This is a genomic window from Bradyrhizobium sp. 195 (assembly GCF_023101665.1).
Taxonomy (GTDB): domain Bacteria; phylum Pseudomonadota; class Alphaproteobacteria; order Rhizobiales; family Xanthobacteraceae; genus Bradyrhizobium.
In genome coordinates this window covers 159,266-184,742 of the sequence record NZ_CP082162.1, presented here as the reverse complement: position 1 = coordinate 184,742, position 25,477 = coordinate 159,266, and the positions used below count along the sequence as shown (strand labels likewise).

Annotated in this window: 21 protein-coding genes and 2 pseudogenes; 4 read left to right on the top strand and 19 right to left on the bottom strand. The window is 60.6% G+C overall.

The window, feature by feature from the left end; genetic code table 11:
- Nucleotides 1-254: 254 nt before the first annotated feature.
- The 5 genes from IVB26_RS43605 to IVB26_RS39555 form a co-directional block, all read right to left on the bottom strand.
- Nucleotides 255-698: a universal stress protein gene (locus IVB26_RS43605; RefSeq protein ID WP_458309395.1), complete on the bottom strand. Its 444-nt coding sequence runs from the start codon at nt 696-698 to the stop codon at nt 255-257.
- Between the two features lie 634 nt (nt 699-1,332).
- Complete coding sequence (gene rnk / locus IVB26_RS39570) at nt 1,333-1,740, bottom strand: nucleoside diphosphate kinase regulator (RefSeq protein ID WP_247973807.1); 408 nt, start codon at nt 1,738-1,740, stop codon at nt 1,333-1,335.
- A 55-nt stretch (nt 1,741-1,795) separates the two neighbouring features.
- Nucleotides 1,796-2,305, bottom strand: coding sequence for a GreA/GreB family elongation factor (locus IVB26_RS39565; RefSeq protein WP_247973806.1), 510 nt, complete (start codon nt 2,303-2,305; stop codon nt 1,796-1,798).
- A gap of 13 nt (nt 2,306-2,318) precedes the next feature.
- Nucleotides 2,319-2,738: a hypothetical protein gene (locus IVB26_RS39560; RefSeq protein ID WP_247973805.1), complete on the bottom strand. Its 420-nt coding sequence runs from the start codon at nt 2,736-2,738 to the stop codon at nt 2,319-2,321.
- 104 nt (nt 2,739-2,842) lie between these two features.
- Entirely contained in the window at nt 2,843-3,001 is a 159-nt protein-coding gene (locus IVB26_RS39555) for a hypothetical protein (protein ID WP_247973804.1), read from the bottom strand.
- Nucleotides 3,002-3,229: 228 nt separating this feature from the next.
- On the opposite strand from IVB26_RS39555, the gene IVB26_RS43600 reads away from it, so the two are divergent.
- Complete coding sequence (locus IVB26_RS43600; protein WP_458309394.1) at nt 3,230-3,649, top strand: GreA/GreB family elongation factor; 420 nt, start codon at nt 3,230-3,232, stop codon at nt 3,647-3,649.
- Nucleotides 3,650-3,738: 89 nt separating this feature from the next.
- Here IVB26_RS43600 and IVB26_RS39550 read toward each other — a convergent pair whose 3' ends face one another.
- Complete coding sequence (locus tag IVB26_RS39550) at nt 3,739-4,584, bottom strand: LysR family transcriptional regulator (protein WP_247973803.1); 846 nt, start codon at nt 4,582-4,584, stop codon at nt 3,739-3,741.
- 2,262 nt (nt 4,585-6,846) lie between these two features.
- On the opposite strand from IVB26_RS39550, the gene IVB26_RS39545 reads away from it, so the two are divergent.
- Nucleotides 6,847-8,286: an FAD-binding oxidoreductase gene (locus IVB26_RS39545; protein WP_247973802.1), complete on the top strand. Its 1,440-nt coding sequence runs from the start codon at nt 6,847-6,849 to the stop codon at nt 8,284-8,286.
- A gap of 129 nt (nt 8,287-8,415) precedes the next feature.
- Here the strand turns inward: IVB26_RS39545 and IVB26_RS39540 are convergent, their stop codons facing one another.
- Entirely contained in the window at nt 8,416-9,738 is a 1,323-nt protein-coding gene (locus IVB26_RS39540) for an NAD(P)/FAD-dependent oxidoreductase (RefSeq protein WP_247973801.1), read from the bottom strand.
- Between the two features lie 352 nt (nt 9,739-10,090).
- Between IVB26_RS39540 and ltaE the strand changes: the two genes are divergently transcribed.
- On the top strand, nt 10,091-11,125 hold the full coding sequence (gene ltaE, locus IVB26_RS39535) for a low-specificity L-threonine aldolase (protein ID WP_247973800.1): 1,035 nt from the start codon (nt 10,091-10,093) through the stop codon (nt 11,123-11,125).
- A gap of 117 nt (nt 11,126-11,242) precedes the next feature.
- Here the strand turns inward: ltaE and IVB26_RS39530 are convergent, their stop codons facing one another.
- From IVB26_RS39530 to IVB26_RS39515, 4 genes and pseudogenes are all read right to left on the bottom strand, one after another.
- Entirely contained in the window at nt 11,243-11,608 is a 366-nt protein-coding gene (locus tag IVB26_RS39530; RefSeq protein WP_247973799.1) for a cupin domain-containing protein, read from the bottom strand.
- Nucleotides 11,609-11,728: 120 nt separating this feature from the next.
- Nucleotides 11,729-12,763 carry a cupin domain-containing protein gene (locus IVB26_RS39525; protein ID WP_247973798.1) on the bottom strand — a complete coding sequence of 345 codons (1,035 nt, stop codon included), beginning with the start codon at nt 12,761-12,763 and terminating at the stop codon, nt 11,729-11,731.
- Nucleotides 12,763-13,765, bottom strand: a pseudogene (gene pdxA / locus IVB26_RS39520) (4-hydroxythreonine-4-phosphate dehydrogenase PdxA). Before pdxA ends, IVB26_RS39525 begins: the two are co-directional and overlap by 1 nt.
- A complete protein-coding gene (locus tag IVB26_RS39515; RefSeq protein ID WP_247973797.1) occupies nt 13,765-14,826 on the bottom strand; it encodes a four-carbon acid sugar kinase family protein in 1,062 nt (353 codons plus the stop codon). The pseudogene pdxA and the gene IVB26_RS39515 overlap by 1 nt, the downstream one beginning before the upstream one ends.
- Before the next feature lie 74 nt (nt 14,827-14,900).
- Between IVB26_RS39515 and IVB26_RS39510 the strand changes: the two genes are divergently transcribed.
- Complete coding sequence (locus IVB26_RS39510) at nt 14,901-15,794, top strand: LysR family transcriptional regulator (RefSeq protein ID WP_247973796.1); 894 nt, start codon at nt 14,901-14,903, stop codon at nt 15,792-15,794.
- Between the two features lie 57 nt (nt 15,795-15,851).
- On the opposite strand, the gene IVB26_RS39505 is transcribed toward IVB26_RS39510, so the two are convergent.
- From IVB26_RS39505 to IVB26_RS39470, 8 genes and pseudogenes are all read right to left on the bottom strand, one after another.
- A complete protein-coding gene (locus IVB26_RS39505; RefSeq protein WP_247973795.1) occupies nt 15,852-17,180 on the bottom strand; it encodes an aspartate aminotransferase family protein in 1,329 nt (442 codons plus the stop codon).
- 80 nt (nt 17,181-17,260) lie between these two features.
- Nucleotides 17,261-18,388 (bottom strand): phosphotransferase enzyme family protein, encoded by a 1,128-nt coding sequence (locus IVB26_RS39500; protein ID WP_247973794.1) that lies wholly within the window; start codon nt 18,386-18,388, stop codon nt 17,261-17,263.
- Nucleotides 18,385-19,848, bottom strand: coding sequence for an aldehyde dehydrogenase family protein (locus IVB26_RS39495; protein ID WP_247973793.1), 1,464 nt, complete (start codon nt 19,846-19,848; stop codon nt 18,385-18,387). Before IVB26_RS39495 ends, IVB26_RS39500 begins: the two co-directional genes overlap by 4 nt.
- 83 nt (nt 19,849-19,931) lie before the next feature.
- Nucleotides 19,932-21,101, bottom strand: a complete 1,170-nt coding sequence (locus IVB26_RS39490) for an alanine racemase (protein WP_247973909.1) — start codon at nt 21,099-21,101, stop codon at nt 19,932-19,934.
- A 26-nt stretch (nt 21,102-21,127) separates the two neighbouring features.
- Complete coding sequence (locus tag IVB26_RS39485) at nt 21,128-22,003, bottom strand: GNAT family N-acetyltransferase (protein WP_247973792.1); 876 nt, start codon at nt 22,001-22,003, stop codon at nt 21,128-21,130.
- 232 nt (nt 22,004-22,235) lie between these two features.
- Nucleotides 22,236-23,263 (bottom strand): annotated as a pseudogene (gene tdh, locus IVB26_RS39480) (L-threonine 3-dehydrogenase).
- Nucleotides 23,264-23,282: 19 nt separating this feature from the next.
- Complete coding sequence (locus IVB26_RS39475; protein WP_247973791.1) at nt 23,283-24,485, bottom strand: glycine C-acetyltransferase; 1,203 nt, start codon at nt 24,483-24,485, stop codon at nt 23,283-23,285.
- A 2-nt stretch (nt 24,486-24,487) separates the two neighbouring features.
- The gene (locus IVB26_RS39470) at nt 24,488-25,471 is read right to left on the bottom strand and encodes a homoserine kinase (protein ID WP_247973790.1); all 984 of its coding nucleotides are present in this window, start codon (nt 25,469-25,471) and stop codon (nt 24,488-24,490) included.
- Nucleotides 25,472-25,477 lie beyond the last annotated feature (6 nt).

The window sequence follows — 25,477 nt, the reverse complement described above, 5'->3', positions numbered from 1 at the left end:
TCACGAGCGGATTTGTCGATACCCCGGGCTGCGAGGAGAATGCTTGGAAACTCGATTAAACATCATCGCTCTCATGTACGGTCTAAAGACGGGATCCCAAGGCAGCTGCGGACTTTTGCCGCACAGTCACACTGCTGCGAACTCGATTCAGGCGAGCATCATCAGCCGCCGTCAGACCAGGAAGGATTGGTGGCGCAGCGGGGTTCGACAAAAGAGGCTGCGCGCCCGGTAGCCTCGTCTGCGCCTCATGGGCGTTAAGCTGCTTGCGTGCGCTCAGACTTCGCCACTACAAGCACGCTGCATGGCAGTGGAGACAAGGTCGACCCATCTGCCAGGCCATTGAAGTAGCGGGCGAGCGCTCCGTGATCTCGGCGACCGACGATAATCAGATCCGCGCCTGTCTCAACGGCGGCGAGCATTATCTGCTCCGCCGGCTTCCCGTAGTGCAGCTTGCCTGCTGCCGCGCATCCGGTGCCCGTGAGCTGCCTCACAGCCTCGTCGAGCACTGCCTGGGTCTCAACTCCCTGATTCACGAAGGACGATGCCCCCGCCTCGACGGTGAGCATTCGCTCGGGCGATTCAACGATCGCAACGGGATGAACTATCGAACCGCACGCGGCCGCCACATTCTGGGCATGAACGAGTGCGTCGCGGCCTTCCGGTGATCGATCAAAAGCCAGGAGAATCCTTCTGTACATCAGAGTCCTTGGTTCGACATACGTTGAAGCTCGGAACGTCGACGGCACCGCAATGGTTCCTCGAGGGTATGGTCGGTCGGCATTTCTCTCGCTCCTGGTGCGCGGATCACGCTGAGGTCACCCTGCACGTCGACCAACATTCGACAAACGAAAACCATCATCGGTTGATGCCGATTGACCGAAGGAAAATGGGGCGAGAATTCTTCAATCTAAACGACCGTGGACGCACGACTTGCCGGGCGTTGCACCTAACAATCTCGTCGATGAGAACTGACAACATTTTTCGTTTGCAAGACTCGCATAATGGACGACAACTCAGGAGGCTCCATGGGGACGCCGAACGCGGACTATCACAACGGATGCAATGCCTCTGCCGCTCGAAACTTTCGCCAAGCATGCAATGGGCACCCCCGCGCTCACAGCGCCCCAACTGACATTGCTACTTTTGGCAATTATTGTCTGCCTGGGCATTGCCCTCGTGTGGACCCTTTGGGAGATCGACCACGATGCGAATCCGCGACACGATAGATATCGGTCGGATTAGGTATAGCCAACCGCAGCCCAGCAACGACTGATTGGATCAAAGTGGGCGCGACGGCACCCGTCGCGTCCACGTTTTCTCTTCGGCGCCCGACTAGTCTTCGCGGCCGACCTTGAGCACGGTTAGCTCGCGCCTTTCGCCGGTCCTGGTGCGGAACGAAATCGTCTGATTGACCGAAAGTCCCAGAAGTGCGACGCCAACCGGCGTTAGCACCGATACACGTCGGCATGCAATATCGGCACCAGGTGGATAAACTAGAACTACTTCTTGAACCTTTCCGGTCTGTTCATCCCGAAATTTCACTTTACTGCCGAAAGTGACGATATCGGGACGGAATTTATCTGCCGGCAGGACATGCGCTCGCTCGAGTTCCTCCCGAAGATATTCGCATACTTCGGCCATCGGCCCGCTAGCCGTCGACGAGAGCGCCGATAGTCTGGCGAAATGATCAGCATCAATGGCAATCGGCGGTCTCATCTCAGCTACTCTGTCGCGCTGCATTTCCCACTCCTCAAGTCTTATCGAGCGATCCAGCTCTCTGCGAACACATCCGCTCCTAAGCCGCCTGAGGGCCGTCGTCATCGGATCCCGGAGAGCTAGTGGAAGCCCGACCGGAGCTGGGGCGGGATTTTGCCGGAAACAACAGGGGTGCTCCCGCCGGTGCCAGGACGCCTTCGACAATGACGGAATGAAGCCCGCCCTCGATACTGAAGAACTTCATACGCTGCCCAACTCTCATTCCGAGAAGGGCGGCACCAAGCGGCGAGAGGACCGATAGTTCCATCAGCCCGTTTCTAAGATCTGGCGGGCACACCAGGATTTTGCTTTCGGACTGCCGACCACCATCGACCCTGTAGGTCACCCACTCGTTGAGACGGACAGTACCATCCGGTACCTGGTTCGTATCGAACACGACGGCCCGACGAATCTCTGACATCAGGAATCTGCCAACCGGATGACGTTCCTTCACGGCATCATCGGCTAACCGTTCAAGGCGCGCATGGTCTCGTCGCGCTATGAAGATCGAGGGCAATTGCTCGGTGGAATCGAATTGGATGCTTGACATCGCGCAATACCCCTCAGTTTTCACGAGCCGGTAAGACGCCTTTGTCCGCCCCTTGGCGCTCGGAGGGGGCTAGACATATGCTTCGCATCCTCCGGGTTAGGTCGATCAGATTGTTCGCGTGCTGCCCCAGCGCACCTATCTGATTTCGATAATACGCGTCTGAAACCTCGATCGCTTCCATGCCGGTTCTGGCGCCTGCAAGGCGGGCGAGATATGCAAATGACTGCAACGTGTTGTTGCCGGCCAGTTGCACGGTTTTGCGACTATGCTCTGCAATGGTTGCAACTACATCGCTCGCGGCGTTCATGTACACCCGCCCGATCTCTCTCGCCTCTGTCATCGCTTGAACTCCTTCGGTATTAGCTCGATAGTGCAGCAGGTTGCCGGTCGCCAGTTGACCACGCTTCGTATTGCGGCGCACCTTCGCCGACATGCTCATATCAAACGAGCGCGCAGCGCGTGCTGCGCACTTCGTGACAGAGCAGGAAAGATTGCTGCAAAATTAGTTATGCCCGGACAGCCTTAAGGCTACCCGGGTCACCTGCCAATTTGCTGGTGGCCCTCGACGGAGTATTGTTGATCGAGCGCGATGATAATCATGCCAACATACTTGGCGCGACGGTCCGCGAAATCAAGATACTCCGTTGGTCCGCGCCGTTTTGTCGCGAAATGCTTCGTACCTTCGTACTTAGACACCTTCCGATCTCCGCGGATTGAAAACGCGACGAGATACGGGCTTGAACGTTGCCCCGCGACTATTGCACAGCGCGCTTAGTGGCTCTTATCGCTGCGACTTTCGCCACGCTGCCGCATTAGATCTGCGTCGCTTAGCCCAGCGTTTTCATTGCACCGAACGGGCAAATAAACTCGTTTGTCGTCGAAGGCGGCCGATGGGAAGGTGCTCCTCTCCGGGAGACGAGTACCATGGCCAACGCTGGAAAGAGACGTCCTGACCGACCGTCCATAGTTCTAACGAAAATGGACCGACAAAAGCTGCTCAGGCTGCTTCGAGACTTGCCAACGAGGAGCGTCGATACCGATTGCCTTCTTCGAGAGGAGATTGATCGCGCCGATCTGATTTCAGACACCGCCGCATGGAGTTCAGCCGTCAGACTCGGATGCGAGGTGAAGTGCGTCGAGCATGGAACCTCACATCTTCGTCGCGGTCGTCTCGTTCTTCCGGACGAAACCAGAACCATTCATTGCATCTCGGTTCTAAGTCCGCTTGGCATCGCCCTCATTGGACTCGGACCTGGGCAGACAATTCATTGGACTGAGCGTGGTAGGGAACGAAGCCTCGCGGTGCTTGAAGTGCGAGCGAGCGGACTATCACCGCCGACCTGATCGGCGACACAGCGTATCGATGCATGGTGACGGTCTTGGCGACCGTCGCCATTAGCGCCTCGCCAATGCTGACGCGATTGCAGGTCGAGCTACTTCCCGACGCTTGCAGCCTTGCGCAGCGCGACGAGTGCCGCCTCCAACGCTGAGGCGTCGACGTTTGTCGCGTGTGTGGCGTAGACGGGGAATGAGAACCGAGGCGCGCCAGGAACTAGGTGAAGTGCGCCCTCGGCAAGATATGACTGAACCGCATGCATTCGGAAGTATCCTGAACCTCCCTCCAGGAGGATATAGCTCAGCGCAAGCGGACCGAGATTTGTTACGAGACTCGGCACGGTTTCCGGAAAGCTCACCGCATGATGAAGAGCGAACTCAGAACCCCATTCGACGTGAACATACCGAGGATCGTTCTCATGATACTTCGCGAGATCGGTTGTCACGAGAACAAGTTCTTCCTCCATGACCAGATCGACTTCCAACCCTGGTCGATGTTGGGGAGCGTACATGATCGCGATATCTACAAGCCCGGCAGCAACGTGCGTAATCAAATCCTGAGGAACGTCGACGTGAACGCGAAGCGCAATGTCTGGGTGTGATTGCCTCAACGTCCTGACCCACTCGATTAAAAGCGGCCGCCATAAGCTGACTTCGCTTCCAATCGTCAAGACAGCGCTGTGTCCTTCCGGCACCGCCACTTGCTGTTTTGCGCGCTGCCACAATTGCACGAAACTCGGCGCGAAACGGAGGAACTGTTCGCCAGCCGGGGTGAGGCTCGCACCGCCCTTGTTTCTAACGAACAGCGGCCGCCCAAGCTGCTGCTCGAGGAGACGCACACGTGCGCTGACCGTGGTCTGCGCGACATGCAAACGGTCGGCAGCTTTGATGAAGCTACCGGTTGACACGATCTCGATGAAAGTTCTGGCGAGTTCGATATCCATCGTTTCATAGCATAATTGCTGCAGCAAAATGTCAATTGAATTTGCTTTCTTGCTTGTTCGTGCAATATCGGATTAGACCTTCGGCCAAGCCGTCATTCCCCATGGCTGCCCGGTCGACACAACGGATTGGCAACTGGCGGTGACGAATTGGCCGACGTTCCACAAGCGCGCCGCCGCAGGATAGCCTCGCTATCCCGATCCTAAGCAGTTGTTCTTGCTAAAGGCTCGCGATCCATCGGCCGACCGCCGGCAAGATCAAAGAACGTCACCGCGTGGCCATCGCCGGCGATCAGTTTATGTCCGCCAACGTCTACCGAACGGCGCCAGCTGGAGGACGTCTGCCGGACCGTCCATGGCCGCAAGAAAAGGTCGAAAAACCCGAAGAAGGCCAAATGTAGACCGGCCAGGTTGCAGGCCAACTCCGCCCGTCCAGGACGACAGGTCCGGATCGAGCCAGACGCTCGGCCGGAAGTAGAAATGCCGCTCGATATCAATATATTTGGAGGTAGCTAAGTAGTCTTCGCAAACCCGATTAAAGAGGGTCAGTTTCCCTTGGTCGCGCAACGGCCCGATTGTACTGCAGTCGTCTCATCGGAAGATAGCAAATGAAAGCTCGATGGACGGGACGCTTCAAGTAGGCGGCAGAACATCATCATCGGTTCGAATCGTCCTCCTCATCGTTGCGAATCGCGAGAATCCATCGCGCACCGTGCAATCGCCTTGCATTGAAACGTCAACAGAATTCGTTTGTGTGCTCTGAGCTTTGAACGGATACAGAATGGACATGATGAAAGTGTTCGCGCGAGATCCCTCGATCGATGGAGCAAGATTGCAATGAGCAGATCGCACCAAAGTATCAGGATGCGGAAGCCGGCACCAGGAATGTCAAGATTCTTCAGCCAGTCGAATCGCGATCGCTATCGCAAATTAGCAAGCGGTGCGATTAGTCACGATGAGCAGCGTCAGCTGTTGAACGATCTCGCGAAGGAAATGGATGCGTTCAAGTGTGAGGCGCGCTGCTGCCTTTCGCCGGCAGGCGAGAATGGCAGTGCCGCCTCCGGCTCCTCCCGACCATCATGGTCAAGTTTGATTCAGCCTCAGCGGTCGATGTCCGATTGAAGCCACTGAAAGAAAGATTCGGCTATCCCGTCCCCGTGAGCCGCGCACGCCGCCTCGAACAGCCGAGACTGCAGCGCAAGAACTCACCGCCTCCTGGCCTCTCAAATTCAGATCATGCGCATGCGCAGCAAGCCTGCTCACGTTAGCCGTGGTGAGAGTTTTCTTGATCTCCCGGTGCACATGTCGTGCACACGCCGCCGCCTATCCAATTGAAAACTTGAACTCTCGCTCCGATCCATCGTTGGACAAGCCGGAGCGCCACTCGTGGATCTCGCCATGCGCTGATGGCAGTCAGCTCTTAATCACACAAGAAGTGCTGAGGTGTCGCGCGACGCAAGCCTCTATCGGCCGCTGCGGGCCGTCGGTCGAAAATGGCCGTTTGAAAAATTAGATGCTCAAACGGCTTTGCTGGCTAAGTCATTGAAATGGTGGGCGCACCAGGGCTCGAACCTGGCACCCGCTGATTAAGAGTTCAAGCCTACCTCTTCGCTGCAGTTTCCAAAGCCACGCCACTCTACGACAAGGATTTGAGAAACCCTTTGTTTATAGGTGTTTCTCGCACAGCGTCGCGCTCCGTCGAAAGCCAAACCTTCCAACTGCTCAATCCGCCAACACCGTTTGAAAACCTTTTTGGCGCCGTGGACTCTCTCCATGACCTATATTCGAATCTCTCTCACCGACAAGACAATCGCTCAATTGCCCGCTCCGAAGGGCGGCTGGTACCTGGCGCGTGATACAGAATGAACTGAGCTCCAATGAGATCCGATCAGAGATAATATCATCCAATGACAAGAAAGTAGGCTGCCTTTTCTCTCCGCCCCATAAGTGCGGCGGAGAGAGTGTCAGTCAATCATCGTTGAAATATGCACCGTTTTTCATTCAGCGCAGGGCAAACCACGATCTTGGGTAGCGACCTGGCGAGCAAGCGACGCCCTAGTTCAAGCACCAGGTCGCAATAGATTACCCGTGAATCATCGACTACTCCTCTCAAGTCCCAAAGCCTCGCGAGAAAGTGTTCGACAGCGGCTCAAGCTGCCGACAATCGTAGCATTTCGGCATTGGTTTCTTCTAAATGCCTCCCCAACGGCAGCCAATGCCGCGCAAACGCGCAAAGATGACCCGATGTCAATCGGGAGCTGAAGCATGTCCCAGTCAGTACACCTTCAGGCCTTTCGCGACCTTGTGGAGGGCGGAGGCATCGTGGAAGACCCCGAGCGGATTGCCGCCTACACAACGGATCAACGCCAGCTCTTCACCGGCTCGACGTTTGCCGTACTGAAGCCAACGACGACGAAGCAGGTCGCCGACATCGTGCGGCTGGCGGCGCACCACGGCATCGGCATCGTTCCGCAGGGCGGCAATACCAGCTACTGCGGCGGCGCGACGCCGGACGCCTCGGGACGCCAGATTATCGTGAGCCTCGAGCGGATGGACAGGATTCGCGAAGTCGATCCCGTCTCAATGAGCATCTCTGTGGACGCCGGCGCCATTCTGAAGAACGTACAAGACGCCGCGGCGGCCGCCGGACTTCTGTTACCGCTCAGCCTCGGCGCGGAAGGCAGTTGCCGGATCGGCGGCAACATCGGCACGAACGCCGGCGGGCTATCGGTGGTCAGGTACGGGATGACGCGTGATCTGCTGCTCGGAATCGAGGCAGTGCTTTCGGACGGCACGGTGGTCTCCGACATGCGCAAGCTGCGAAAGAACAATACCGGCTACGATGTCAAACAGTGCTTCGTTGGAAGCGAGGGGACTCTCGGCATCGTCACCGGCGCAGTGTTGCGTCTGGCGCCCTTGCCGACCCGCCGCGCGACTGCCTGGCTGAAGCTCGCGCGAGGCGCGCCGCTCGCTGAACTTCTCGCCCTGGTCCGTCGCGAGTCCGCGGATCTGCTCACCACTTTCGAATTCATGGCGGCCCGATCCATCGCGCTTGCGACCGACGCAATGACCGACCGGCCCTCCCTTGGAGCGGGCCAAGCAGGCGCCGTCCTCGTCGAGTTCGCCTCTTCCTCACGTCATCTCGATCTCGACGAATTGATGGAAGCCGTACTCGCCGAGGCGATCGAGGCCGGATGGATCGAGGACGCATTGCTGGCGCAGAGCGGATCGCAGCGGACCGCGATGTGGCGGCTCCGCGAGACCATCCCCGAGGGCGAGAAGCGCCGAAACGGATCGGTCAAGCACGATATCTCGGTACCGCTTTCCTCCATTCAGCGCTTCCTGGATCTGGCCGGCTCGCAGGTGCGATCGTATGACGCCGACCTTGAGCTCTCCGTGTACGGCCATGTCGGCGACGGTAATCTGCACTATAACGTGCTCGTTCCTCCTGATGTCGACCGGCTGGAGTTCACCAAACGGATCGAGGGCAGCCTGTCGTTACAACTCTACGACACGGCCGCCGCGCTCGGCGGCACCTTCAGCGCGGAGCACGGCGTCGGTCGTTTCAAGAAGCACCTTCTGGAACGCTACGGTGATGTCGGGCGTATCGCGGCGATGCGCCGGATCAAGACCGCCTTCGATCCGGCTGATATCATGAACGCCGGCGCGATCGTTCCTCCGCTGGACCGGACGTCTGCCTCTTGAACCACGTCTTCGTTGACACCCCTCGATCGCCCAGACCGCCTTCTAAGATAAAGAAAGAGCCACTCCCAAGGAGTGGCTCAAGTTGGGGAGGAAACGCTCCTTCGGAACTGGTGACTTCCGGCTCCATCTTCAGATGGCGGAGATGTCCAGCTTCGAGCCGTCGACCAGACGCGACAGCCGGAACGGTGTGGGATCGACGCAAGGCGTATCGTTTACGACAAGTTGTGCGGCGAGATAGCCGAGGCCCGGGCCCAGACCGAAGCCGTGACCCGAGCAACCGGCCGCGAGCACGAGGCCCTTCACCCCGTCCACCTGCGACACCACGGGCACTGCATCCGGCGTGCAATCGACGAAGCCGCCCCAGGCGCTGTCGATCTTAATCTCGCCGAGTTGGGGGAAGGTTTTCCGGACGCTCTCCACCACTTGGCTCACCAGCCATTTCAAGGGCGGAGGGTCCAGCACGCGATTCTCTTCGAAGATCCGGTCGTCGTTGGTCAGCAGCGCGGGCAATGAATCCGGCCCTGAAACGAACGATTGGCCGATGCCGAGCCTGACGTTCTTCAGGCGACGCAAGAACTGCGGCATGAATTCCCGGCTATACCGGATAGCCTGGGGCGTGATTTCGAGGTTCGCCTTGCCGCTGATCGCAAGCGTGTAGCTGCCATCCAGTCGGCGCGTGATCGTGCAGTAGGGTGTCGAGACCGCCTCACCGATATTGATTGTCGGGGTGGAACGCAGCGCGGTCTGCCGTATGCTCGCTTGGGGGAAACTGACCCCGAGCGGCCGAAGGAAGCGCGAGGACCAGGCGCCGGCTGCGCAAAGCACCGCGTTGGTCCTGATGTAGCCCTTCTCCGTGTGCACGCCCGCAATCTTGCCATTGGCCAGGTCGAGCGCCCGCGCGGCACATCCCTGGTGGATCGTGGCGCCCAGAACTCTGGCCCCCTCAGCAATAGCCGGCGCGGCGAGCGCAGGTTCGGCCTTGCCGTCCCGCTCCGAATAGGTCCCGCCGACCCATTTGTCGCGCGCTTCGGGGACGCGCTCGGCCACCTCCGCCCGGCTCAGCACGCGGGTGTCGACGTCGTACTCCCTGGCAACCTCGCGCCACTTTTCCCAGCCGGCGAGCACAGCCTCGTCATGGGTCGCATAGACGAGACCGCAGCGTCGAAATCCGAGGTCCCGATTGATATCGCGCGTGAGTTCGTCCCACAGCCGCATGGAGAGCACCGAGAGTGGCAGTTCGCGCCGGTCGCGGTTCTGCTGGCGGCACCAACCCCAGTTTCGGCTCGATTGTTCACAGGCGACGTGGCCCTTCTCGATCAGCGCCACAGAGAGACCGCGCTTCGCCAGGTAATAGGCGGCCGTACAGCCAAGGATGCCGCCGCCGACAATGACGACGTCGGCCTCGGCCGGGAGACGCTCATCGCTGTGAATGCGCTCGACGTGGGGCGACATGTTCCAACGAACCTCGGCTGCCAAATGCGGAAAGCAAGTTTCCGATCACTGTTCATCGCATCGTACGCGCAATAGAATGTGCTGAAATCACCCATGACTTCGCAACATATTCGGGGTTTTGACCGCTTGAGTGATACAAGCTGCTCAAGTGCGATCGTCCCGACGCAAGCTGATCGGCAATACCCGGCTACGGTTTTGCAGAGATGTTCGCTTGGAAAGTCGGGGTGCGAGGAACGTTTAACTGCTGCATTGGTGATCCCATCTGACCATAACCCGTCAGGCCGTATCGATAGTCCGACGCCTATTCTTTTGCTAGCACCACCGAAGCAGGCAAACCGATAGGGTCTCGATCATGCAGTCCAGTGCAATCCGCCTCGATTTCCGCTCCGATACGGTCACCCGCCCTACCCCGCAAATGCGTGCGGCGATGGCGGCCGCCGAGGTAGGCGACGATGTGCTCGGCGACGATTTCACGGTCAAGGCGCTGGAGGCGCGCGTTGCCGAGCTGTTCGGCAAGGAAGCGGGACTGCTGCTGCCGACCGGTACCATGTCCAATCTCGCTGCGATCATGAGCCATTGTCAGCGCGGCGAGGAATATCTCTGTGGAAGCGGAGCTCATACCTATCTGTGGGAAGCTGGAGGCGCGGCCGTGCTCGGCTCCGTTCAGCCGCAGCCTTTGCCGGTCCGGGCCGACGGCACGATCCGCATGGACGATCTTCACGCCGCGGTTAAGGCCGACGATCCGCATTTCGCGGTCACCCGATTGGTCACGATCGAGAATACGTTCGGCGGGCGGGTTCTGCCCCGAAACCATTTGGCCGAGGTCGTCGAGTTTGCACGGGAGCGGAAGCTCGCCACCCACCTTGACGGTGCGCGGCTATTCAACGCGGCCGCGGCACTCGGCGTTGACGTTGCAACCTTGGCAGAAGGCTTCGACAGCGTGTCCGTATGCCTTTCAAAGGGACTGGGTGCGCCGCTTGGATCAGTGCTAGTCGGAGATCTCAGATTGATCGCGCGTGCACGCCGATGGCGCAAGATGCTCGGCGGCGGGATGCGGCAAGCCGGAATAATTGCAGCGGCGGGGCTGTACGCGCTCGACCATCACGTCGATCGCCTGCTCGATGATCACGCTAACGCCAAGGCGCTCGCGGACGGACTTATGGGAATCGAGGGACTGACGGTCACACCGCCGCAGTCCAACATGGTCTTTGTTGAGCTCGCGCCCGAGTTGGCGACCCGGCTATCCGACTCGCTGCGTGAGCCAGGCATCGCCGCGAGCTTTTGGCCGGGTGGACGGATGCGCTGGGTCACCCATATCGACGTCGATCGCGCCGCCGTTGACGAGGCAATCGCAGCAGTGCGCAAGAGCACTGAGCGGCGAAGATAAAGAGCGCCGCAAATTGGGAATATGCCTCGGGGCAGAACGTGATTGAGCCGCTAGCGCCGCCGAGAAGGCAGCGCTCGCGCGGGAAAGCCCATTTTGCTCCGGCGCCCGAAGGCAGTTTCAGGCCGCCGGCGTGCTAACGACCACGTAGATCTTGCGCACCGGCTCGATCGTCTTCCAGACGCCGACATAGCCGGGTTTCATCACAAAGCTGTCGCCGGCGCGAAAAATGCGAGGCTCCTTGCCTTCCTCGGTCAACTCCACCACGCCGGAAAGGATGTGGCAGTACTCGAGGGTCTCGCCCTTGATCGAGCGGTTCTCGCCAGGCGTGGCCTCCCAGACCCCTGTTTTCACCGAGCCGCCGCGGGAGGAGTCCTGCTCCCAGGTCTTGTAGGACGGATCGCCGGAAACCAGGCGGCCCGGCAGGGTCTTGGAGTGCTTTGGTTCGGCGGTGGGGGCAAGGTCGAGCTTGACGAGAAGAGACATGGCGACAGGCTTTCTTTGGTGGTGGAGGAGGACGGCGACGAGTAATCGCGCTCGGGGGCAACGAGGCCGACCGGAAGGCCGGCCGACGGCAACAAAACATTTCGATCGAAGGCAGGCAGCCTAGCCTGCGACCTCGTGAGCGGTGCCGGCATCCCGGGCTGTGCCGGGTTCGAGCAGCACGACCTCGCAGATGTCGTCCAGCGCGACAGGGCAATGTTCGACCCCATGCGGGACCACGATGAACTCGCCTTGCTCGATGATCTCATCCCGATCGCGGAACTTCATCAGCAGGCGGCCCTTGTGCACCAGGAACAGTTCGTCACTGCTCCGGTGAAAGCGCCAGGCGAACTCGCCAGCGAATTTGGCGAGCTTGATCTGCATGTCGTTGATCTGACCGGCGATCTTCGGAGACCAGGTCTCCTTGAGCTGCCCGAACGAGCTGGCCAGGTTCTTCTTGCGGAGCGGCGAGAGATGTCGATTGAGCGCGGCCACGTCACGAATGATGGCCCCGAGCTGACGACCGACATCCTTGTCGCCCGCTGGATACTTGCCGTCCAATGCGGCCGTGCCGACGGTGAAGCCGGCGGCTCCCGCGTCCTTCAGGGCGGCGATCCGCTCAGGCGTATCGATCGAGCCGGCCACATAGACGGGCTTGGGCACCGCCGCGCACACCGCTTTGATGAGGGCCGGGACGTCTTCCTTGGAGCGATAGGCGAGCAGGTCGAGGCCATGCACGCCCTCCCGCGAGGCGAGCGCCTTGGCGCTCTCGACGATCTCCCCGATGCTCCCTTCGAGCACGCTCGGGTGACCGGTGATGCGACCCGGGAAGGGGCAGTATTGAATGTCCGTGCCGCCAAGGATCGGCAGGACGTCGTCAACACGCGTGCCGCCGAGCAAGACGTCAACGCCGATTTCGACCGCCGCCTTCGCTGAAACGGTCTCGCTCTGCTGGTCGAGTGAAACGACTTCAAGATAGGAGGTCGCGCCGTCTGCCTTGATAGCCTGATTGAGGACTTTGAGTCGGTCGATCGGCAGCCCGATGTCCTTGAAGCCAATATGACGAACGCCGAGGCTCAGCGCGGTCTTCAGTTGTTCCGAAGCGTCCTCGACGGTGCGATCGTTGCGCGTGAGCATGAAGATGAAGCGAAGGCCCATTAGACTACCCCTTCCTTGGTCCTAATTTGCACGGCGACGAGCCGTCGCGCGTAAGCCAGCGCGGTCTCGAGACTGGCGGTGTCGGCGATGCCTTGGCCTGCAATGTCGAACGCCGTACCGTGATCAGGGCTTGTACGGACGAACGGCAGGCCGAGCGTGATGTTCACACCCTTTTCGAGGCCTAAATATTTCACGGGGATCAAGCCCTGATCGTGATATTGGGCCACGACCACATCGAAGCGGCCCTTGCGGGCCTGCATGTAGACGGTGTCGCCGGGCCAGGGGCCACTGGCGTCTATGCCCTCTGCGCGTGCCGCCTCGATTGCGGGACCAATGATCCGGATTTCCTCGTCGCCGAAGAGCCCCCCTTCGCCGGCATGCGGGTTGAGCCCTGCGACCGCAACGCGCGGTGCCGCGATTCCGAGTGCCTTCCCACCCTCATGTGCGAGCCGGATCGCCGACATCTGCGCATCGAAATCCGCTTCGTCGATCGCTTTACGCAGCGACGTGTGGATCGTGACGAGAACCGTTCGGATATCGTCGTTGGTCAGCATCATCGCGACGCGTTTCGCACCACCATACTCGGCGAGAATCTCGGTGTGCCCGGGATAACGAATGCCCGCGCTTGCCATCGCTTCCTTGTTGATCGGTGCGGTGACGATTCCGCTGACTTTGCCGGTTTTGGCTGCCGCGATGGCGGCGACGATGGCGTCGAAGGAAGCTTGGCCGGAGATGGCGCTGACGCTCCCGAGCGGGGGCGGGGCGACGATTTGCGTCGCCTCGATGACCTCGATGGACCGCGGCTCAGACCGCCTCTCGAGGCTCGGCGATGCGCTTGACCTTGAGGCCGAGACCCAGACGACGGACGATATTCTCCATCACGACCGAGCTGCCGAAGACGACCAAGCTTTCGCCGCCTTTGGCCAATGTCTTCGCCACGATCTCCGGGCCGATGCCGGAGGCATCGCCCATGGTGATGGCGAGGGGAGCGATTGGGGTCATCACAGAACCTGTCCTGATACAGAGGCGCCCAGGCGGAGCTGCGCGATCGCACGACGCAGCGTATTGTCGTCGCCAAAGCCACCTGCTTTCATGGCCAGGAGGAGCTCTCGTCCATTTAGGAACGCGCGGCCAAGCGGAAAGCCCGGCTCGAGCTCCTGCAAGATCTCAAACGCAGAGATGTCCAGGCCATCGAGGATCGCTTCCATCGTATCCCCGCCAGTGGCTATCACCACGTCGAAACGCTCATCGACTAACCTTCGAGCCGCAGCATGCGCAATTTCGCGCAGGATGGAATGGGGGTCGTTGATCCGGTCGACCGGGGCTCGTAACAGGGCAACACCGCGCGCGACCCCTATCCGGTCCGCCTGACGATGGCTGCGCGGGTTAGCGCTGCCGATGACAACAAGAATCTCGCTGCCCCCGGCCAGCGTCACGTCAGACGCAACCTGAACTGGCGCAAGCCGCTTCGCCAAGGCCAGAGCCATGCCTGGAGAGCCAACCCAAAGGATCGACTCCGGATCCGGCAATGCTGCGATCTTTGCATCAAGTTGGTCCTGTGTCGCAGCATCAAGGATGACGACATTGCCGATGGAGGTCGGGACGAGCTCAACCAGCCGCGAGTGTCGCGCCGGATGGACGGGATCGCGACCATAGCCGGTCTCCGCGACCGGGATGCCATCGACAAGCTGAACGCCACTGACGGTCGTACGCCCAGCACCCGGAAACGCAGGTGCGAAGACCAGCATCTTGCGACCGCTCGCGGTGAAGGCCGCTTCGATCTCGGCCCTCACGTGGCCGCGAAGAGTCGAGTCCACCGTCTTGTAGAGGACATCTCGTGAAGCAAGTTGCGCGGCAAGTTTCGACGCTCGCTCTGCCGCTTGCGATGCTTGAAGCGATCGCGATCCGCTATCGGCGGCGAGGATCGTTGCGTTCGATAGAGGCAGTCGGCGTCGTCCGACAACGGCTCGCAGTCCCCGCTGGACAAACGGAGCGGCCCCATCCGCGGCACTGGTCAGGTCGTCGGCAAGAATGCCGATTGTGTAGGAGCCATTGGTTCGCATGGGTCAATTATCCCAACTGAGTCCAGCATAAAAAAGCGATAGTTTTTGCGATTATTGGTGATATTATGTCACCAATGAAGCGGTCAGAAATACCTTCCTTGGACGATCTACGCGCGTTCGAGACCACGGCGCGCCTCGGCTCCGTCCGCGTTGCGGCCGACAGCCTTGCCTTGACCCACGGAGCGGTGAGCCGCCGTATCACCAAGCTGTCCGAAGACCTTGGCTTCAAACTCTTCGAAAAAAGCGGACGTGGCTTGCGCCTCACCGCTGCTGGAGAGGTGCTCAACCTTACAGTGGGTCGGTTTTTCGCCGAGTTGGCGGCAACCGTTGAGAGCTTGCGCGCTGCCAACGCTCGGCAGAATGCCCTTGTACTCTCATGTGAGCCTTCAGTCGCTATGCGCTGGCTTATTCCGAGGCTTGCAAGCTTTCAGGCCGACCACCCCGATATCGCTCTGCATCTGTCAGTCGGCGGCGGCCCCGTCGAGTTCCGCCGCGAGCGCATCGATCTTGCTATCCGCCGGCTCGACTTTGCGCTTCCGGAGGCGTGGCATGTCCAGCGTCTTTTTCCTGAAAAGGTGGGGCCGGTCATGAGCCCCCAGCTCGCGCCAGCCTTTGCCTCGGGGGAGTACATCGCTTTGGGTTCAAAGACCCGACCGGACGCTTGGTCGCGGTGGCTTTCCACCCATCCGTCAATGCGGCGTCCCACGGAAATCCGCTTCTACGACCATCACTTCCTGATTGTTGAAGCTGCATCGGCAGGATTGGGCGTTGCCCTCAGTCCGTGGGTCCTTGCTACCGACGACATCGATAGAGGACGGCTCATCGCCCCTGCCGGTTTCGATCCCGACGAAAGCCACTACGGCCTGATCTGGACGGGAGAAGCTGAACTGACCGGAAAAGCACTCGAGCTAGCTCGATGGCTGCAAGGACAAGTGCAAATTTCCATTCAGGCATGGCATCAGGCTTGATAGCCTTCTGCGGCGGCTCGCCAAAGAACGAGAACTGCCCCCGATGACTTCTGCAATCTAGCCTGCCACCTTGATGAGTGCGCGCTCCATGGTTGCCAGGAAAAGGTCAACATGCTCGGCTTGGCAAACGAGCGGTGGGCGCACTTTGAGCGTATCTTCATTGGCTCCGGTCGTGCTGATAAGCACGCCGTCATCCCGCATTGCATTGACCAGGTCCAAAGCCATCGCACGACGGCCTGTCGCGGGGGTTCTCTCAGACCCTATGTCGACGCCGAAGAAGAGACCGGCATTTCGGATGGCGCGAACCTCGTGTCGTTGCTTTGCAAGCTTCTCTAATCCGGCGCGGAGACGCAGGCTCACCGCAAGCGCCTTTTGCGGGATCTGGTCGCGCTGCAGGATCGTTAACACGGCGTTCGCTGTTGCTATTCCGACTGTGTTTCCAGCGAATGTGTTCGAATAGCGAGAGGTGGCACCAAACTGGTCCATCCATGCTCTGCGACCAACGACAGCGCCAATCGGAAATCCGTTGCCCATCGGCTTGCCAAGGGTAACAAGATCCGGAACGATCCCGTGGCGCTCGAAGCCCCACATGCAAGCGCCGGTTCGCCCAAAACCCGGTTGAACTTCGTCGGCGATGACGAGACCACCTGCCTCCTGCACCGCCGCAACTCCACTCGCGATGAAGCCAGGAGGATCCACCCATACGCCATCGCTGGAAAAAATACTGTCGATGAGCAGCGCCGCAACGCCGATTCCACGACGGTTCAGATCCACTATGGCTGAACGGATCTGCGTCGCGAAAAAGTCCGCAGACTGGGCTTCCGGTATGCCTGCCGGCCCGGGTAGTGACACCATCCGCACGAATGGGCTGAGCTTGACTGCGTCGCCCAGGTTCGGCGAAACCGCTGAAGTCGTAGCACTCGTGCCGTGATAGGCATAATTGGAAACGATCACGCCTTCGTTGCCGCTCGCACATCGCGCAATGCGAAGCGCCAGATCGTTGGATTCACTCCCCGTGCAAGTAAACACCACGCGGTCGAGCTCGTTTGGGAAAGTACCCACCAACCGCTCGGCATAATCGACAAGCTGTGGCTCGAGATAGCGCGTGTTGGCACTTATTCGGCCCGCCTGCTCCGCCATGGCCGCGTTTACTTCCGGGTGGCAATGGCCGAGACACGGCACGTTATTGTAGAAGTCGAGATAGGCTCGCCCGTCGGGGTCGTACAGCCACATACCTTCGCCGCGCACGAAGTGCACGGGCCGGCGGTACTGGAGCCGATAAGAAGCGCCCAGAACTTTGTCACGGCGAGCAATCAGCTCGGATTCGCGCCTGGGAAGCTCCGATTCGCCGGGCCTGTAACGATTGGGCATGAGATCTGTGGACATGAGCTGCTGCCTGTTTGAGAGAATATCCTGGTCACTTCGCAAAGTTTACGACCCTGTCGACTGGGCGAACCTCAGCGGCGTCACGGTGAGGACGACGATACTGCCGTCAGGACTGCCGCCTCCCCCATTGCGACATCGAGAGGCGCCAGGATCGAAAGACCGTGCTCGGCACGCGCGACGTTCTTCTTGATGTACTGGGCGTCGGCTGGAAAAAGGTGGGCGCGCCAGTAATTGACCAAGATCAATGCGCTTTGTCGCGCCCGCATCAGTGCGACGAGGAGACTTGCTTCGAGCGGCGAAAGCGCGATGACAGAGGCGTAGCCGCCAATGAGATGTTCGGCGCCGCCGAGAGGAAGGGACGGATCTGATACGAAGTGGCTTGCTGCGATCGCCAGATCCTGAATCCTGGGGCTCCAGCAGCCGTCGCCAAAATCGATGAAGCCCAGACCCCGGCCAGTCACAATCATATTGAACGGACTGGGATCGTTATGGGTGACCTGCCAGACGACGTTCGAGATTTGTGGCTCAACAAACTCCAGATACTCGGCCATGGCGGCGCGAACGCAATCGGCGACGCTCCCGCTTGGCAGATACGGCGCTAGTTCCATCAGGCGCGACCAGCACCCGACATGCCAAAGAACCGGCCGATGGGCTGCAGGCACCCTGACTTGCGCAAGCGCTAAGTCAAGCAGCGCGAGGGCGCGTCCAGTCCGAAATAGCAGGTCGGGAGTGCGAATGACCTTGTGTAGCGGAATGCCCTCGAGCCGGGTTTGCAGGAACCCGCATACGCCTTCTTCCTCAAACATCAATTCCCCGCTGCTCGTGCGCAGCACTGCGGGTGCAGCGAAGCCCACAGCCTCCTCCAAGCCTGCCAAGGCCGAGGCCTGGAAGCGGAAGCTGTCGACAGCCTCCGGTCTGGTCGACGTCTTCAGGATGCACCGGCGGCCGCCCGGGATGTTGACCTCAACGGTGCGCTCGATCTCAGAGGACAACGTCGCGATCGAGCCGGTCACTCCGTAGTGAAGCTTCAGCAGCGCCGCGGATATGTCCGGTCCGGAGGAGTCGGACCGCATGGCCAAGACTGCGGCGGCTGCGCGAAAATAGGTTTCGGTTGAAGCTGACGCGCAAGAAAGCTGGTCGACTGTTGCAATCACGGGTGTTTCTATGCCTGGGCTTGAAAGCGGCTTCTGGTGACTGCCAGCATTCATCGATAAAATCCGAGAACGGACTTGGTCTCAAGATATTCCTCCATGCCCTCGATGCCGTATTCGCGACCGTTGCCGGAGCGCTTGTAGCCGCCGAAAGGTGCGTTGGGGTCCCAGTCGGGATGGTTGAGATGCACTTGCCCCGACTGGATCTGCCTGGCGACGGCTCGCACCCTTTCCATATCAGTGCCCTGCACGTGTGCGCCGAGACCGTAGACGGTGTCGTTGGCGATCGCGATCGCCTCGTCCACGGTGTCGTAGGGAATGATCGACAGCACCGGGCCGAATATCTCCTCCTGCGCGATCCTCATGTCGGGACGGACGTTCGAGAAGATGGTCGGCCGCGCATAGAAGCCAATCTGCAGGTCGCCGGGCCGCCCGGGCCCGCCGATGACGAGCTTGGCGCCTTCTTCCAGGCCGACACCGATCATGGTCTGCACTCGCTCGAACTGCGGCCGGTTGGCGATCGGGCCATGGGTCGTGCTTTCCGCAAGCGGATCGCCCACCACCAGTTCAGAAGCGGCCGCCGCCGCCAGGATCTCGACCTTCTCCAGCTGTGAGCGGGACACAAGCATGCGCGTCGGAGCGCTGCAGGATTGGCCGAGATTGCGGAAGGCTGCGCCGACGCCAAGCGAAACAGCCCGGTTGAGATCGGCGTCCGGCAAGATGACGTTCGGCGACTTGCCGCCGAGCTCCTGGGCAACGCGCTTGACGGTGCGCGCTGCCGCTTGCGCGACGAGAACGCCAGCCCGCGTCGAGCCGGTGATCGAGATCATGTCCACCTGCGGATGCGACGCTAGACGAGCGCCCACGATCGGACCTGTTCCATTGACGAGGTTGAAGACGCCGGGCGGACAATCGGCATCGTCCATCACCTCGGCGAACAGCAAGGCGCTCAGCGGCGACAATTCGCTCGGCTTCAACACCACCGTGCAGCCGGCTGCGATCGCCGGGCCCACCTTTGCGGTGATCTGATAAAGTGGCCAGTTCCATGGCGTGATGAGACCGCACACGCCGATCGCCTCCCGCAAGATCGCGGTGCTGCCGCGCGGGGTGATGAACGGATAGGTTGCGAGATTGTCGCGCGCGACGCGGATATGTTCGGCGGCCAGCGGCACCTGGGCTCGACGCGCGTAGGTGATGGCGGCTCCCATCTCGCAGGTGAGGGCTTGCGCGAACAGCTCAAGCCGCTCGAGCAGCAAGCCATGGACCCGATCGAGCAGCGCCGCTCTCTCGGCAGGCGGGGTCATGGACCAGCTGGCGAAGGCTCGTCTCGCGGCTACGATGGCGCAGTCCACGTCATCGTCATCGCCGAGCGCGACGTCAGCGATCGGCTGCTCCGTCGCCGGATTGACGACGGTTGCTGCTGCCCTGACTGATCCGATCGGCTTCCGCCATTCACCGTCGATGTAGAATTTTCCGATGAAGCCTGCTTCCGTCAGGTGTCGAAGGGGCGAGGTCATTGGAACCCATCCTTGATCCGGTAAGAGGCCGATCAGCGGCAGAAACCACGGGGCCGAGGTGCCGGGGAATGGCCGGGCCAGCCCTACCAGCCGCGCATCCGGGGCCATCGGGCGTGAATCGCGTCGCTGCCGGCGGAGACGACGTTGTACGAGTCGTGCTGCGACGCCGCCGCGCAAGCATGATTGGGCAGGATCCTGACTCTCGCGCCGATCGGGAGATGCGGCAAAGCTTGTGTCGATGCCGATCTCATCGCGAGGATGCCGTGCTCCTGGCTTGCCTGGGCGACGATCAGGTCGGGATAGACTTTGCCGGAGAGATCGCAGACGAGACCATAGCCCTGATCAACCCGCTGCGCCGCGGTGCCGCGGTCGCGCGAGAGCGCCATCCACCCCGCATCGACCAGGATCCACCCCTTCTCCGGCTTGGTGCCGATCACTGTGGCAAGAACCGAGATCGCGATGTCGTCGGTCGTGCAGACACCGACGCCGTGCATCACCAGATCGAAGAACATGTAGACGCCAGCCCGCATTTCCGTGACGCCGGTCAGGTCTTCGGCGAAATGCGCGGTCGGGGTCGAGCCGACGCTCACGATGGGGCATTGGTGCCCGGCCACCCGCAAGGCCTCCGCCGCGGCAACCGCCACCGCTCTCTCATTCTCCGCGGCCGCGACGAGAGCCTCGGGCGTGAACAGGCTGTAGGATTCGCCGGCATGGGTGAGAACGCCGGCAAGCCTGACGCCGGCCTCGCCCAGCGCGACCGCGACTGCAATGAGCTTTGGATCGTTCGCGGTCAGCCCGCCGCGGTGACCATCGCAGTCGATCTCGATGAACGCGGTCGGTGTCACACCAGCGGCACGACCGGCGGCGCCGAGCATTCTTGCCTGCTCTGGCGAATCGAGCAGTACCTTGAGGTCAACGCCTGCTTTGCGCAGACGCATTGCTCTTTCAGCTGTGTGGGGCGCCAGACCCACCGCATAAGTCATGTCGCCAAAACCGTGCCGCGCGAAATACTCGGCTTCCGCCAGGGTAGAGACAGTGATCGGCCCCGGTCCGGACGGATAGGCCCGTCGGGCCACGTCGATGGATTTGCCGGTTTTCATGTGGGGACGCAGCACGACGCCCCGCGCCGCCATGCGCGAGGACAGGCGGGCGAGATTGCGATCGAGTCGATGCTCGTCGAGCAGCAGAGCCGGCGTTGCCAGCGTGCCGAGCGTTGCAGCCGTCTCGGAGCTCTGGTGATCCGTTCCGCTCATCTCCTCGCGTAGCACGTCGATGTCTCCTAGCCGAACGACTGATTGGGAATCGCAAACACGTGCGCCGGCCCGCTCGACGACGCCGGCGTGCCCAAGATCATGGTGGTGGCGTCACCGACCTGCTCCAGGCCGATCCTTTCGAGCCAATCCCCGAGCTGCGATGTGGCAGAGGTGTCGATGCGGACAAAAACACTGCCGAGCCGCGCGAGCGCAGCCTCGATCAGCGCCTGTGCATCGGTCGAGGTTTCGGCGACGACAGGACCGATAACATGCCCGCGGCCGAAAAGCCGGGAGATGGCGTAGCCGCCTGCAATGCCGTCGCGCTGCAGGACATAGCCATTACCGCTGTGGAGCAGCTTTTCGAGCATCTGTCGTCTCTCCAAGCCCGTTGCGTCGCGATCGAGTCGCATGACCACCTCGAAATCCGAGGCAGCCATTGGCCTGACGAGCTTGAGCGGCGGCGGCTCATGACGTCCTCTGGGAATTCCTTGATGCTGGTGGATGACCCCGATGGGGACGAAACCGCGCCGCTGGTAAAGCGCCTGGCCTTCCGCGGTTGAATTCAGCGCAATGCTTCGTGGACGCGCGGACGTCAGCAACGCATCCATGAGCCGGGCCCCATAGCCACGGCCCTGCGCGGTCTTTGCGACAATGATCAGGCCTGCGGAAGCGTGAGTCTCGCCGTACGGCCACCACGCCGCGGTCCCGATCACCGTCCCCCCGCGTTCCAGAACAAAGCCTTTGCCCAACTGCAGCGCGACATCCCAATCCTCGAGCCGATACGGCCAGGACATCTCCTGCGAGAGCTTCAGGGCGCCCTCCAGGTGCGATCTGGCGAATGGAACCAGCACCGCGGCTCGATCGTCGCAATCTCCGGCCTGGTAAGATGCGGGCTTCATCATTGGTCGACGTTTCTCTTGCTAGCGGTACTTATCGCCAGTACCTGATTGACGGCGGGGGCCACCTGATCCTCGCTTCGTCCGCACTGTACGTTGCACGTGACAGCATTACACAATTGGACTGGAGCAAAGTTCGGCATAGAATTTCATTGTTCATGGCTCGGCGCCGCCAATCTGCCGTCAGCGGCTGGCGCGCCAAGACGGCATTCGAAAGCGGCCATCAGAGCTGACGCCATCAAGCCTTCCAGTCCAGTACGATCTTGCCGCAATTGCCACTGCGCATGATCTCGAAGCCGGTCTCGAACTCTGCGACAGGCAAACGGTGGGTGATGATCTTTCGGATGTCGAGACCGCTTTCGAGCATTGCGAGCATCTTGTGCCATGTCTCGAACATCTCCCGGCCGTAGATTCCCTTCACAGTGAGCATCTTGAAGACAACCTTGGTCCAGTCGACCGTCGCCGGCCGAGCGGGAATGCCGAGCGTAGCGATCTTGCCGCCCATGACGAGATTGTCGACGATCTGGTCGAATGCGGCGGGAGCACCACTCATCTCGAGCCCGACGTCGAAACCCTCCTTCATACCGAGGCGCCGGATCACGGACCTAAGATCATCCTTGGCCACGTCGAGAGGAACAACGTCCGCCACAGCAGATGCCAGGGCCAGACGGTGCGGATTGACGTCGGTTATCACGACGTGCCGTGCGCCCACGTGTCGGGCGACCGCGGCGCTCATAATGCCAATAGGACCTGCTCCTGTGATGAGGACATCCTCCCCGACGAGGTCGAGCGACAGCGCGGTGTGGACGGCATTGCCGAGCGGATCGAGGATAGCCCCGATCTCATCATCGATTGCATCAGGGAGCGGCACGACATTGAAGGCAGGCAGACGCAGGTATTCCGCAAAGGCCCCGGGGATGTTGACACCGATCCCCTTGGTTTGAGGATCCAAGTGAAACCGTCCTCCGCGCGCAGCGCGGCTGCTCATACCAACAACATGGCCCTCGCCGGAAACGCGCTGACCGATTGCGAACTTCGTGACGTTGCGCCTACCTCGGCGATCTCGCCGGCATACTCGTGACCGACGACCATCGGAACAGGGACGGTCCGCTGCGCCCACTCATCCCAAGCGTAGATGTGGATATCCGTGCCGCAGATCCCGGTCTTGTTGATCTTGATGAGAACGTCATCCGGCCCGATCTGCGGGATCACCCTTTCGCCGAGCCAGAGCCCCGGTTCTGCTGCCGCTTTGACAAGAGCTTTCATGAGAGCACCTTTCTCGCCATCAAATCACGCCGAGCACTTTGCCGGCGTCCGTGAAGGCCTCGACGGCCAAATCAACGTCTCTATCGGACAGGGCAGCGGACATCTGTGTCCTGATCCGCGCCTTTCCTTGGGGAACGACGGGATAGAAGAAGGCGGAGACATAGATGCCGCGCTCATCCAGCGCGGCTGCCATGTCCTGAGCCAGCCGCGAGTCATGCATCATGACTGGAATGATTGGCGTCTCGCCTGCCAGCAGCTCAAATCCCGCCTGTTCCAACCCCGACCGAAAGCGCCGAGCGTGGGCAGTCAGGCGCTGCCGTCGGTCGTCAGCTCTTTCCGCGATCCGGATGGCCTCGATCGATCCGGCTGCCACTGCCGGAGCGAGGCTGTTGGAGAACAGATAAGGACGCGCTCGCTGTCTAAGCAAATCAATAATGGGTTGCGACGCCGCGACGAAGCCGCCCGTGGCGCCGCCCAGGCTCTTGCCTAGCGTACCCGTTACGATGTCGACCTGATGTCTTGTGCCTGTCAGCGTAGGCGTGCCGCGACCGGATTCGCCAAGATGGCCCGTGGCATGGCAGTCATCGACCATGACGACGGCGCCGTATTTCTCGGCCAAGTTGCAAATCGCGGGAAGCTTGGCCACGTATCCGTCCATAGAGAACACGCCGTCCGTGGCAATCAATTTGAAGCGCCCACCGTTCTTGTCCGCTTCCTTCAGCCGACCCTCGAGCTCGTTCATGTCTCCGTTGGCGAACCGGTAGCGATTCGCCTTGCAAAGACGCACGCCGTCGATGATGGAAGCGTGATTGAGCGAATCAGAAATGATGGCGTCTTCGGCCTCCAGGAGCGGCTCGAAAACGCCACCATTGGCGTCGAAGCAGGCCGCGAACAGGATGGCGTCATCCTTACATAAGTACCGTGCGATGGTGCACTCGAGCTCACGATGGAGGGTTTGCGTCCCGCAGATGAAGCGTACCGACGCCATGCCAAACCCGAACTCGTCCAAGCCTCGCTTGGCGGCTGCGATGACTTCGGGATGATCGGCCAGGCCAAGGTAGTTGTTGGCGCAGAGATTGACGAGTTCGCGCTCGGAAGCCTGGGAAACCACGCGGATCCGTCCGGCTTGCGCGCTGCTGATCCTGCGCTCGCGCTTGTACAGCCCATCGGCCACGAGCTGAGAGAGAAGCTCACGAACTCGGACTTCGAGAGTCGGCGTCATAATTACCCCCAATTCTCGCTAGGCGCCATTTCGGCGATCATCATGGGGATCTCTCCACGCAGCATGCGCAACATGCGCTCGAAATGACCCGGATCATGTGGCTTCAGGAGCGTAGCTTTGCGGGGCAGATATACGTCCCACAGGCGCGACAGCAAAAACCGAAATGCCGCAGCGCGCTGCATCGCGGGAAGCAGCAAGCGTTCCGAGGGAGTCAGAATCCGGACGCTCTCATATGCGCCCAGGAAGGCGATGACTCGCTCGTCGTCGTAACGGCCCGCGGGACTATCGATGCACCAATCGTTGAGGCACACTGCAATGTCGAACAGGAGCGCGTCGCATCCGGCGAAATAGAAATCAAGAACGCCGGACAGCTGCCCCCGCTCAAACAAGGCGTTGTCGCGAAAGAGATCGGCGTGCACCGGCCCCTTGGGCAGTTGCCTGTAGGCCGAGGATAAAGCGACCTCGTTCTGAAACGCCAATTCACTCGCCAGCAGCGCGCGCTGTCCAGCGGACGCGTAGCGGCCGACCACCGGCACAACCTCGTTCCACCATTGAAGGCCGCGCGGATTTATCTGTTGTCGCGGGTAATCGGCCCCAGCCAGATGCATTTGCGCGAGAAATTTTCCGACGTACCTACAATGCGCGACCGTAGGTTCCGTCTCACTTGCACCGAGAAGCCTGTTAACGACCGCGGCAGGTCGCCTCTTGAGTGAGTGAAGGATTGCGCCATCTAGGTCAGCGACCGGATCGGGGACGGGCATTCCCCGTGCCGCGAGATGCTTCATGAAGTGGAGGTAAAACGGCAGTTGCTCGAATGTGAGACGCTCAAAAATGGTAAGCACGTACTCTTCCCGATCCGTATCGACGAAGTAGTTCGTGTTCTCAATTCCGGTTGTGATCCCGCGAACGGAACGAGGCGCTCCGAGACCCAGCGCTCGAAAGAGCGCTGCGACTTGATCCATTGAGAGTTCTGTGAATACAGCCATGGTTGA